The 10,705-nt window shown below is 66.2% G+C and carries 11 protein-coding genes; 4 read left to right on the top strand and 7 right to left on the bottom strand.

All coding sequences use genetic code 11. The features are described 5' to 3' along the window. Positions 1-95: 95 nt before the first annotated feature. The 3 genes from GCN74_RS25785 to GCN74_RS25775 form a co-directional block, all read right to left on the bottom strand. Positions 96-1,307, bottom strand: coding sequence for an HlyD family secretion protein (locus GCN74_RS25785; RefSeq protein WP_226939223.1), 1,212 nt, complete (start codon positions 1,305-1,307; stop codon positions 96-98). Beyond that, positions 1,294-2,988, bottom strand: a complete 1,695-nt coding sequence (locus tag GCN74_RS25780) for an MFS transporter (protein WP_193317267.1) — start codon at positions 2,986-2,988, stop codon at positions 1,294-1,296. The genes GCN74_RS25785 and GCN74_RS25780 overlap by 14 nt, the downstream gene beginning before the upstream one ends. A gap of 234 nt (positions 2,989-3,222) precedes the next feature. After that, positions 3,223-5,634: a catalase gene (locus GCN74_RS25775; RefSeq protein ID WP_152259300.1), complete on the bottom strand. Its 2,412-nt coding sequence runs from the start codon at positions 5,632-5,634 to the stop codon at positions 3,223-3,225. An 80-nt stretch (positions 5,635-5,714) separates the two neighbouring features. Here GCN74_RS25775 and GCN74_RS28980 point away from each other — a divergent pair, with 80 nt between their 5' ends. Further along, complete coding sequence (locus GCN74_RS28980; protein WP_193317266.1) at positions 5,715-5,867, top strand: hypothetical protein; 153 nt, start codon at positions 5,715-5,717, stop codon at positions 5,865-5,867. A gap of 12 nt (positions 5,868-5,879) precedes the next feature. Here GCN74_RS28980 and GCN74_RS29415 read toward each other — a convergent pair whose 3' ends face one another. Both GCN74_RS29415 and GCN74_RS25765 read right to left on the bottom strand, forming a co-directional pair. After that, positions 5,880-6,089, bottom strand: coding sequence for a hypothetical protein (locus tag GCN74_RS29415; protein WP_226939222.1), 210 nt, complete (start codon positions 6,087-6,089; stop codon positions 5,880-5,882). 414 nt (positions 6,090-6,503) lie between these two features. Then, positions 6,504-6,917: a DoxX family protein gene (locus GCN74_RS25765; RefSeq protein WP_226939221.1), complete on the bottom strand. Its 414-nt coding sequence runs from the start codon at positions 6,915-6,917 to the stop codon at positions 6,504-6,506. A gap of 175 nt (positions 6,918-7,092) precedes the next feature. Between GCN74_RS25765 and GCN74_RS25760 the strand changes: the two genes are divergently transcribed. The 3 genes from GCN74_RS25760 (at position 7,093) to GCN74_RS25750 (ending at position 9,633) form a co-directional block, all read left to right on the top strand. Further along, the gene (locus GCN74_RS25760; protein ID WP_152259299.1) at positions 7,093-8,070 is read left to right on the top strand and encodes an alpha/beta fold hydrolase; all 978 of its coding nucleotides are present in this window, start codon (positions 7,093-7,095) and stop codon (positions 8,068-8,070) included. A 121-nt stretch (positions 8,071-8,191) separates the two neighbouring features. Continuing rightward, positions 8,192-8,968, top strand: coding sequence for a sensor histidine kinase (locus GCN74_RS25755; protein WP_152259298.1), 777 nt, complete (start codon positions 8,192-8,194; stop codon positions 8,966-8,968). An 8-nt stretch (positions 8,969-8,976) separates the two neighbouring features. After that, entirely contained in the window at positions 8,977-9,633 is a 657-nt protein-coding gene (locus GCN74_RS25750) for a response regulator (protein WP_152259297.1), read from the top strand. 24 nt (positions 9,634-9,657) lie between these two features. Here the strand turns inward: GCN74_RS25750 and GCN74_RS25745 are convergent, their stop codons facing one another. Both GCN74_RS25745 and GCN74_RS25740 read right to left on the bottom strand, forming a co-directional pair. Then, positions 9,658-9,936 (bottom strand): XapX domain-containing protein, encoded by a 279-nt coding sequence (locus GCN74_RS25745; RefSeq protein WP_152259296.1) that lies wholly within the window; start codon positions 9,934-9,936, stop codon positions 9,658-9,660. Positions 9,937-10,008: 72 nt separating this feature from the next. After that, positions 10,009-10,695 (bottom strand): hydrolase, encoded by a 687-nt coding sequence (locus tag GCN74_RS25740; protein WP_152259295.1) that lies wholly within the window; start codon positions 10,693-10,695, stop codon positions 10,009-10,011. Between the last annotated feature and the right edge of the window lie 10 nt (positions 10,696-10,705).

Below are 10,705 nucleotides of genomic sequence, written 5' to 3'. Positions count from 1 at the left end.
GGACGGCAACTGCAGCGCCGACGGGGGCGGCAAGGGCGCCTTGGCGGCGCAGCCGGCCAGCGCCAGCGCGCCCGCCATCAACAGGGCGCGGCGTGTCATGGCCTGGCCTTTGCGGCTGCCTTTTTCGGCGGCGCCGGCGGAGGCGCGGGATTGTCCGCCGAGTCGTTCAGCACGGCGGACGTGTCGACGCTGACCACCACCGACATGCCGGGCACGAGCCGGCGCGCATTCGCCTGGCCCGGATCGATGCGGATGCGCACGGGAATGCGCTGGGCGATCTTGAGGTAATTGCCCGTCGCGTTATCGGCCGGCAGCACGGAAAATTCGGAACCGGTGGCCGGCGAGATGCGTTCCACCTGGCCCGTCAGCACGGCGCCGTCGAGGGCGTCGACGTGGAAGGTGGCGCTCTGCCCTTCCTGCACGCCGTTCATCTGCGTTTCCTTGAAATTGGCGATCACCCACATCTGGCGCGGCACCAGCGCCATCAGTTGCGCGCCCGAATTCACGTAGGCGCCCTGGCGCACCGTCACCTGGCCAAGCTGGCCGTCGGAAGGGGCCACGATGCGCGTGTTATCGAGGTCGATCTTCGCTGCCTTGACGGCTGCCTGCGCATTCGCCACGGCCGCTTCCAGCGCCTGCTTGTTGACCACCACGCTATGCACGCTTTGCTGGGCAATGTCGAGATTGGCCCGCGCCTGCGCCAGCGCGGCAGCCATCTGCGCCTGCGCGGCGCGCGACTGGTCGTGTTCGCGCTGCGACAGGGAACCGTCGGCCACCAATTGCTCCACGCGATTCAGGTCGGCGCTGGCCTTGCGTGCCTGCGCTTCCGCATTGGCCAGCGCCGCCTCGCTGACGGAAATTCCCGCCTGCGCGCTGGCCTTCTGCTGCGCCCAGTTCGACAGCGCCGCCTGCTGCGCCGCCAGCTGGGCCTGCGCCTGCTCGTAGCGCTGCTGGTAGATGCGGTCGTCGATGCGCACCAGCAGCTGGCCTTCCTTCACATCCATGAAATCCTGCACCGTCACTTCCACCACATAGCCGGACAGCTGCGTGCCGATGATCGTCACCTGCCCCCGCACGGTGGCGTTTTCCGTCGTCACGATGGGGCTGGTGAAGGGCGGCAGGCGCCACGCGTACAGCACGATCAGCACGCCCACCAGCGCCACGGCGGCAAAGGCCAGCGCGGACAGCCACTGGTGGCGCCGGTCCGGCTGCGCCGTGGACGAGGTGGCGGGCGCGGCGGCAGGCGCTGCCGGTACGGGGGTGGGTGCCGGCGCGGGAGGTGGCGGCGGATTGTTATTTTCTGTCATTGCTCGGTTCCGAATTGGTAATGGGGACGATGGCCATGGCCGTCTGCGCATCGCGCACGGGGCCGACCAGGCGCCGCGCGCCGGTGGTGATGCGGGTCCAGGACTGGCTGACAAGCATCCACAGCAAGGTGGCGATGGCGACGCCGGCGATCATCAGAAAAACGTCGTTGTAGGCCAGCACATTGGCTTCGCGCGTGGCGATGGCGCCCAGCCGCGCCACGCCCTGGGCGCTGCGCAGCGCCGGGTCGCCCAGCACGCTGCCATAGCTTGCTGCGCCCGACTGCACGCGCGCGGCCACCTGCGGGTCGAGCATGGTCAGGTGCTCGACCAGATAGCTGGAATGGTATTTCTCGCGCGCCGTCTGGATGGTGCCGACGATGGCCGAACCGAGCAGGCCGCCCAGGTTCTGCGTCATGGTAAACATCACGGAAAAGCTGACCAGGTTGCGCGGCTCGGCGATGACGGCGCCCATGCCGGCCACCATGGTGGGCCCCAGGAAATACGTGCCGCCAAAGGCCAGCAGGAACTGGCTCAGGTACATATTGACGGGGCGCGTCTGGCTGGTGGCGTGCGCGTCGATCAGCGCGCCAACGGCGATCAGCAGCAGCGCGAACATCAGCGAGCGGTGGATGGTGGCCGGATTGATGGTCAGCGCGCTGACCACCAGGCCCGCCACGCTGCCCAGGAGCACCACGATGAACAGGTTCTGCATCTGGTCCGTGTTCAAGCCCAGCGCCTGCAGGAAGCCGACGGCGCCCGTCGATTCGGACAGCACGACGCGAAACAGCAGCACGGATAAAAACAGCTTGGCGATCTTGCCCGTGGTGAGCCAGCGCGTGTTGAGCAGCGGGCGCGCGCGGTTATGCTCGATGGCCAGCGACGCGGCGATCAGCACGATGGAGCACGCCAGGCATACGCCCACCCATTCGGCTTCCATCCACCAGGCCGTGCGCCCCTGCGCCAGCACGGCGCACAGCAGGGCCACGCCGGGCGCAAACAGGATGAAGGTGAGGAAATCGAGGGGCTCGAAGGTTTGCACGCGGTCGCCGGGCGGCAGCTTCAGGGCCAGCACGCAGCCCAGCGCCAGCAGGGCCAGGCCCAGTTCGAACAGGTACAGGCCGTGCCATTCGCCGATCTGCAGCAGTTCGGACGTGAAGATGCGCGCCAGCGGCAGCGCCAGTTGGGCAAAGCCCAGGCCCAGCACGACGCCCTTGAGCCGGTGCCGCGCGGGAAACGCCTGCAGGGTGTAGTACAGGCCCAGCACCCCCAGCGCACCGCCCACCATGCCATGCGCGGCCCGCACGGCGATGGCCGACGGCAGGGTATTCGCATACAGGTGGGCGAAGGTGACCAGCGCGTACAGCACCAGGAAGAATTCGGTAAACAGGCGCAGGCCGAACTGCTGGCGGAATTTCACCAGCAGCAGATTCATGGAGACGATGGTCATCACGTAGGCCGCCGGCAGCCACTGCATCTGGTAGGCATACGCGCCCAGCGATCCCTGCAGGTTCAGCAAATTGGCCGTCACCAGGCCGTTACCCAACCCGCCCGTCAGCGCGACGATCAGGCCGACGATGAAATACGCGACGCGCTTGGGCGTCGAATGTTCGGGCGTCGATGGCGACCCGGGCAGGTTCGGGCGTTCGCCCGGCCCCCAGGTCCGTGGTGTGTACTTGTCCATGCGGCAATCGCGATCTGGTTTGCTGAAACCGTTCTTTGCTGCAACTCTACTGCTATTAAGCAAACAGTTGCAAATGAACAGTTCTAGTCAGCAGCATATCACCGCAGGACGTTTTTATTGTTTACATTGTTGGGCGGCGTTGCGCGGACAGGGCAAACAGGATGGGCGGCCGGACCGGCGGGGGCGGACCCGGCGGATCCGCCCCCCCTTCTTCGCCTGCGCCGCAGCCGACGCTCACACGCGCGGCGGGTCCGTCTCGCGCGCGAACGCCCGGTGCGCCGCCAGCGCCTTTTTAAAGGCGGCCACGGCTTTCACCACCTCGCTGGAGGCCACGATGAAGATGGCGGGATCTGGCTTGCCATCGGGCAGGGCTGCCGGTATGCCAGCCTGGTCCAGCAAGCCCTTGCCGGCGCCAACGGCCAGCATCGGCTTGCAGTGGCGGTATTGCAGGCGCAGGAAGTCGAGCGCGTTGGCGTCGCTGCCCAGCTGCTGCACGGCGCCCTGGCCGTCCGGGATCACGACGGCATCGAACAGCACCGACGGCCCCGTTTCCAGCGACACTTCCACAGCCAGCGGCGCGCCGCCGCTCGTGTCGACCTTGCCCAGGTGGCTGCCCACCAGGCGCGGCACGGCGCCGTCGGCCAGCAGGGACGCGTAGATGCTGCGCGCCTGCGCGCCATCGCTGCCCGGCCCCACGAGGATGGCCACGCGCAGGGTATGGATGCCCGTCTTGCCGGGCCGGAAAAAGAGCGACAGTTCCGGCGATGGCGGATACGTGGGCATGGGCAGCATGGAGGCGAGCGGCATGGCCGGCGGCAAGGCCAGGCCCAGGCCATCGGCCAGGCGCTGCGCCAGGGTTTCATCGACATTGCGCAGCATGGCCACCACGCGCAGGCGGATGGCTACCGTCTGCACCTTGCTCAGCTCGAAGCGGAACGCATGCACGATATGGTCTTGCTCGACCGGCGTCTGGCTGATCCAGAACAGCCGTCCCTGCGCAAAATGCTCGGCAAACTTCTCGGGCTTGCCGCGCACCTTGTCACCCTCGACGGGGGCGGGAAAGCTGTTGAAACCCTTGGCCCCCGCCTGGAACGGACAGCCGCCCGCCAGCGAATTGGGTTCGTACGCGACCCGCCCCCGGTTGATGGCCTGGCGGTGGATGCCGTCGCGCTGGTTGTTGTGCAGCGGCGCCAGCGGGGAATTGATGGGGATTTCATGGAAATTGGCGCCGCCCAGGCGCGTGATCTGCGTGTCCACATACGAGTGGATGCGGCCCTGCAGCAGCGGATCATTGCTGAAATCGATGCCGGGCACGATGTGCGCCGTGCAGAAGGCCACCTGCTCCGTCTCGGCGAAAAAATTGTCCGGATTGCGGTTCAAGACCATTTTCCCGACGGGGACCAACGGTACGAGTTCCTCGGGTATCAGCTTGGTGGGATCGAGCACGTCGAAGGGGAAGGCCTCCGCCTGCGCTTCCGTGAAGACCTGGAAGGCCAGCTCGTATTCGGGGTATTCGCCGCACTCGATGGCTTCCCACAGGTCGCGCCGGTGGAAATCGGAATCGGCGCCGCTGAGCTTGACGGCTTCATCCCACACGAGCGAATGCGTGCCAGCCATGGGCGACCAGTGGAATTTGCAGAAGACGGACTGGCCCTTGGCGTTCACTAGGCGGAAGGTGTGCACGCCAAAGCCCTGCATCATGCGGAAGCTGCGCGGGATGGCGCGGTCGGACATCACCCACATCAGCATGTGCGTGATTTCCGGCGACAGCGAAGCGAAGTCCCAGAAGGTGTCATGCGCGCTGGCCGCCTGCGGGATGCCGCTGTTCGGCTCGGGCTTGACGGCGTGGATCAGATCGGGGAACTTCATCGCATCCTGGATGAAGAAGACGGGAATGTTATTGCCGACCAGATCCCAGTTGCCTTCATCCGTATAAAACTTGACGGCGAAGCCCCGCACGTCGCGCGCCGTATCGGTCGAACCCCGTTCGCCGGCCACCGTGGAAAAGCGCACGAAGACGGGCGTACGCTTGCCCGCCTTGACGAACGGCGCGGCGCGCGTGTGCTTGCTTTGCTCCTTGTAGCATTCGAAGTAGCCGTGCGCGGCCGAACCGCGCGCATGCACGACGCGCTCGGGAATGCGCTCATGGTCGAAATGCGTGAGCTTTTCACGCAAAATAAAGTCTTCCATCAGGGTGGGGCCGCGCAAGCCCGCCTTCAGCGAATTCTGGTTGTCGCCCACGGGCACGCCCTGGTTCGTCGTCAGCACGCAGCCGCTGTCGTCGGCGCGGGCGCCATCGAGCGTCGCGTTGCGCGCATTCTCGCCCAGGGCCGGCTGGCCGTCGCCCACCTTCGGCGAAGCCAGCGTTTCGCCCGTCGTGCTGGCCGTGGCCAGCGCTTCGTGCGACGCCACGTGCACGCCTTCGGCCGGCGCACGCGCCGCCTCGCCGTACTGGCCGGCGAGATTCGGATTGTCGGGCATGCCGGCCGACAGCGCCTGGCCTGCGGCGGCTTTTTTCAGCAGCGCCTGGGCCGCGGCGTGGTCGCTGCCCAGGCTTTGCGGCGGATCCGTTTCGGATGGGCCGGACATGCTGCTCAATACGGAACCCGCACCGTCGGTGGACGGTGTTTTCTTGTTGCTAGCCATGACGTCTCCTGTGAGTAGTTTGCCCCGGGAGAACGCTACGGCTCCCTCATTCAGCGCACGAACAGGGCAATGAAATAATGATGGGAACAGGTACGCCCGTCAGGCACAACAAGGCGCATGTCTTCCCCCTTACCGCTTGCTACGACTACCTCGTGCGCGTGGGCGCCGGCTCCGTTCGCCAGGATGGCGAAGCGGACCGGCGCCCACGACAAATACTCGACAGGAACGCGTAAAACGACGGCTAGTTACGATTTACGCGAACCCAGCAATTTCGACAGGCCATAACCGGCAGCGACGGCCACCAGCAGCGATACGGCCGGGCGCTCGCGCACGTAGCCGCGGCCCGTCTCGCCGGCGCGTTGGCAGGCGGCGCCCAATTGCTTGCCGCGCGCCATCAGGCGTTCGGAAGCCTTGCCGACGGTATCGCTGACCTGGTCGATGCGGTCGCCCACCACGTCCACGCCGTCATGGGCGCGCGTGGCGACCTTGTCGGCCAGGGGCTGGGCCTAGCTAGCCACCTTGTCGATGGTGCGGTGCAAGTCCTGGCGGGTATCCTGGAGCGTGCCGTTCAGATCGGAGCTGGCTTTTTCAATCGCGTTCATGATGGTTTCCTTTAACAGTGAATAATTTCAACCATGCTCGATGCCGTGATCGAATCATGATTCTCCTCGCTTCCGGGAAAAAGAAGCGGCTAAACGCTGCCGGGCTGAGCCATATCAAACTCTGGATCAGCAGCAAGCTGTTATCGCCACCTTAACCGCGCCCGCCCCGCGCCACCGTGCGCTGCCACACCTTGTAGGCCAGACTTAAATGCTTGTCGGAAATAACAATCCCCGCCGGCCTGGTGGCGCGGGCGGGGATCATATGAGTTAGCCGCGCAACCGCGCATCGAGCGAATAGCGTCCCGCACCACTGATGGCGATGGTGCCGAAGACGATGATCAGCAGCCAGCCGAACTGGCCGTCGGCGATGCTCCAGTCAGGGTGCACGAGCAGCATCGACACGCCCAGCAGGAACAGCAAGGGCAGGCAGGCCAGGCGCGTCAGCAAGCCGGCGGCGATCAGCAGCGGGCAGAGGAGTTCTGCGAACAGGGCGCAGTACAGGGTCGCGGCGCGGCCTAGGTGCAGCGGATCGTCGATGCGCGCCAGTTCCTCGGAGAAATGCAGCAGCTTGGGCAAGCCGTGCACGTGCAGCACCAGCAGCGCGCCCGTCACGCGCGCAAACAGCAAGCCCGCATCGGGCAAGAAGGGGCCGGCCAGCGCCGCCATCCAGTTTTTCTTCATGATCGCTCCAGTGGAAAGCCAGGCGGCGCGGCGCGCCGCTGCCAACCATCATAGGCAGGCGCAAGACTCGGCGCGACTGGTCTTTTGGCAGAGGCGCCCACGCGCGCGAAGGCCTAGACTCGCTGATGCCAAGCCATGCCTGGCCTCCCTCCCCTATCCCCGAAGGAAATGCATCATGTCGAAGAAAATCGAAGCCGAAGAAGTCAACTCCCGCCGCAAGCTGCTCGTCAGCGTCGCCGGTGTGGCCGCCGGCGCGGGCCTCCTGGCCGCCGGTGGCGCCAGCGCCGCCGCCAAGCCTGCCGCCGCTGCCGCTGCGCCGGGCAAGCTCAGCGTCAACAGCATCACCGTCAAGGACGGCACCGTCATCCATTTCAAGGACTGGGGCACGGGCACGCCCGTCGTCTTCAGCCACGGCTGGCCATTGCAGGGCGACGCCTGGGAAGACCAGATGATTTTCCTGGCCAGCCACGGCTACCGCGTGATCGCGCACGACCGCCGCGGCCACGGCCTGTCCAGCCAGCCATGGCAGGGCAATGACATGGATACCTACGCCGACGACCTGGCCACCCTGCTCGACGCACTCGACATCAAGGGCGCGACCCTGGTCGGCCATTCGACGGGCGGCGGCGAAGTGGCGCGCTACATCGGCCGCCATGGCGAAAAACGCGTGGCCAAGGCCGTGCTGGTGGGCGCCGTGCCGCCGCAGATGGTCAAGTCGGACACCAATCCGGGCGGCTTGCCGATGTCCGTCTTCGACGGCATCCGCGCCGGCGTGCTGGCCGACCGTTCGCAATTCTTCAAGGACCTGACGGTGCCGTTCTTCGGCGCCAACCGTCCCGGCAACAAGGTGTCGCAAGGCATGCGCGACACCTTCTGGCTGCAGGGCATGCAGTGCGGCATCAAGAACGCCTACGATTGCATCAAGCAGTTTTCCGAGACGGACTTCACGGCCGACCTGAAGAAAATCTCCGTGCCGACCCTGGTGGTGCACGGCGGCGACGACCAGATCGTGCCCATCGAGGCGTCCGGCAAGGCGGCTGCCAAGCTCATCAAGCACGCCAAGCTGGTCATCTATGAAGGCGCGCCGCACGGCTTGCCGGCCACCCACAAGGACCGCCTGAACGAAGACCTGCTGGCCTTTATCAAGTCCTGACCGTTCTGCGCTTCCCGCATCGCCGGCCCGCCTGGCGGTGCTTCCCGTCCCTGCCTTGCAAAAAAACCGTCCGCCTCCCCCATTCGTATAAGTGCCCTGACGACGATGCCATGCATACTTGTTGCAACGCGGCATCCGCCGCGACAGCGACAGGAGCACGGCGATGGCCAGCATGCATTATTTCCCTCAGCAACAAGACCCCGGCCTGGCGCAGGCACAGCGCATGGCCGGCATGGGCGAACTTGCTGCGTCGGTCGCGCACGAAGTGCGCCAGCCGCTGGCCGCCATCGCGCTCAATGCCGATGCCGCCTTGCGCTGGCTCGACCACGACCCGCCCCGCCTCGAGGAGGCGCGCGCGGCGCTGGCCCTGGTCGCCAGCGCCGGCAGCCACGCCAGCGCCGTGCTGCGCAGCGTGCACGGCCTGGCCTGCAACGGGCCGGGCAGCCACGCTCATTTTGCGGCCGACGACGCCGTGCAGGAGCTGCTGCCGCTGCTGCGCGCGCCACTGCAACGCCACGCCATCCACCTGCAAACGCAGCTGGCGCCGGGCCGCCCGCTGCTGCGCGCCGATCCGGTGCAATTCCGGCAAGTCATCCTGAACCTGCTGATGAACGCCATCGAGTCCCTGCAGGGCACCAGCGGCCGGCCGCGCACGGTGCGGCTATCCTCGCGCCTGGAGGGGGGCGCGCAGCATTTCAGCGTCGCCGACAATGGCGCCGGCGTCGCGCCGCAGGCGGCCGAGCGCCTGTACCACGCCGGGTATTCCAGCAAGCCGGACGGCATGGGCATGGGCCTGGCCATCTGCCGCCGCATCCTCGACGCGCACGGCGGCCGCCTGTGGCATGCGCCCGGCGCGCCCCATGGCAGCGTCTTCCACTTCACCCTGCCTGCGCCATGAGGACAACCATGCACACGCCCCTGCCCCGCGACGACGACGCCGCGCCGCCTGTCTCGCTGCTGATCGCCGACGACCACCCGCTGATCCTGGCCGGCCTGGCGTCGCTGATCGCCTCCCTGCCGGGTTTAGTCCTGCTGGGCCAGGCCGGCACGGGCCGCGCCGCCGTGGAGCTGTATCGGCAATTGCGGCCCGACGTGGTGCTGATGGATTTGAACATGCCAGAAATGCATGGCGTCGAGGCGATCGAGCGCATCCGCGCAGACGACGCGCAAGCGAAGATCGTCATCCTCACCACCTACCAGGGCGAGGACAATGTGCACCGCGCCCTGCGCGCCGGCGCGCGCGGCTACCTGCTGAAGGATTCCGGCTTCCTGCAACTGACGCAGTGCATCGGCCAGGTGGCCGCCGGCAGGCACTACCTGCCGCCGGAACTGGCGGCGCAGCAGGCCGGCCGCATCGAGGCGAACCGCCTGTCGAAACGCGAACACGACATCCTGCTGCACTTGTCTGCGGGCAAGAGCAACAAGATGATCGCGCGCAGCGCCGGCATCGAGGTGGGCACCGTCAAATTTCATGTGAATAATATTTTGACCAAGCTCAACGTCTCAAGCCGCACCGAGGCGGCCACGGTGGCCGCCCGCCGCGGCTTGCTGGGCGCGTTCTAGCGCATCTTGCTCGGCAGACAGGGGTCAGGCGACGCCGTCATCCTTCGGCTGCTCCGCCTTGGCCAGCGTTGGCTTCGCTTCCACACCGCTGATCTTCGGCACGCATTCGCTGCGCAGCCACGCCACCGTGATGGCTTCGCCCGCCATCAGGCGCTTGACGCTGGGGACGATCTGTTCGCCGATCAGCATGCCCAGCAGGCCGATCAGGGCTATCGCGGGCGGCGCCGGCGAGCGCACCTGCAAGATGGCGTAGATGATGCCGACCAGCAAACCCACGGCCAGCGAAATCACATATAACTTCATGGCGCATTCCTTTCGATAAAAAAAACGCCGCGCGCGGTCAGGCGCGCGGCGCATGGCACAGCCGCGCGGCGTTTACTTGGCCGGCACCGGCGCCAGGGTGGCGTGCTCGCCATGGATGCGCTGCGGCGCCTTGTGCACCATCGTGTAGGCGTAGTCGACGCCCATGCCGTAGGCGCCCGAATGTTCGCGCACGATGGCCATGACGGCGTCATAGCTTGCCTTGTGCGCCCAGTCGCGTTGCCATTCCAGCAGCACCTGCTGCCAGGTCACGGGCACCACGCCGACCTGTATCATGCGCTGCATGGCGTAGTCGTGCGCTTCCTTCGAGGTGCCGCCCGAGGCGTCGGCCACCATGTAGATTTCGTAGTCGCCTTCGAGCATCGCGCACAGGGCGAAGCTGTTGTTGCACACTTCCGTCCACAGGCCCGAAACGACGACCTTCTTCTTGCCGTTGGCGGCCAGCGCGTCGCGCACCTTCTGGTCATCCCACGAATTCATCGAGCTGCGCTCGAGGATATCCTTGCCGGGGAAAACGTCGAGCAGTTCCGGATAGGTGTGGCCGGAGAAGCTTTCCGTTTCCACCGTGGTGATGATGGTGGGGATGTTGAACACCCTGGCGGCCTTGGCCAGGCCCACGGTATTGTTTTTCAGCGCTTGCCGGTCCATCGACTGTACGCCGAAGGCCATCTGCGGCTGCTGGTCGATGAAGATGATCTGGCAATTGTCGGGGGTAAGGACTTCCAGTTTCGGATTGGTCATGATGTCATCC

Source organism: Janthinobacterium sp. FT14W, assembly GCF_009208755.1.
In the GTDB taxonomy this organism is placed as follows: Bacteria; Pseudomonadota; Gammaproteobacteria; order Burkholderiales; family Burkholderiaceae_D; genus Janthinobacterium; species Janthinobacterium violaceinigrum.
The sequence above is the reverse complement of the archived record's forward strand: the minus strand, read 5'-3'. Positions and strand labels throughout refer to the sequence as shown.

Bases quoted from the DNA above. Each gene is read 5' to 3' on its own strand.
- GCN74_RS25745 (WP_152259296.1), bottom strand. From the start codon at position 9,936: ATGAAGTTATATGTGATTTCGCTGGCCGTGGGTTTGCTGGTCGGCATC.
- GCN74_RS25780 (WP_193317267.1), bottom strand. From the start codon at position 2,988: ATGGACAAGTACACACCACGGACCTGGGGGCCGGGCGAACGCCCGAAC.
- GCN74_RS28980 (WP_193317266.1), top strand. From the start codon at position 5,715: ATGGGAACAGGTACGCCCGTCAGGCACAACAAGGCGCATGTCTTCCCC.
- GCN74_RS25785 (WP_226939223.1), bottom strand. From the start codon at position 1,307: ATGACAGAAAATAACAATCCGCCGCCACCTCCCGCGCCGGCACCCACC.
- GCN74_RS25775 (WP_152259300.1), bottom strand. From the start codon at position 5,634: ATGGCTAGCAACAAGAAAACACCGTCCACCGACGGTGCGGGTTCCGTA.
- GCN74_RS25750 (WP_152259297.1), top strand. From the start codon at position 8,977: ATGCACACGCCCCTGCCCCGCGACGACGACGCCGCGCCGCCTGTCTCG.
- GCN74_RS25740 (WP_152259295.1), bottom strand. From the start codon at position 10,695: ATGACCAATCCGAAACTGGAAGTCCTTACCCCCGACAATTGCCAGATC.
- GCN74_RS25765 (WP_226939221.1), bottom strand. From the start codon at position 6,917: ATGAAGAAAAACTGGATGGCGGCGCTGGCCGGCCCCTTCTTGCCCGAT.
- GCN74_RS25760 (WP_152259299.1), top strand. From the start codon at position 7,093: ATGTCGAAGAAAATCGAAGCCGAAGAAGTCAACTCCCGCCGCAAGCTG.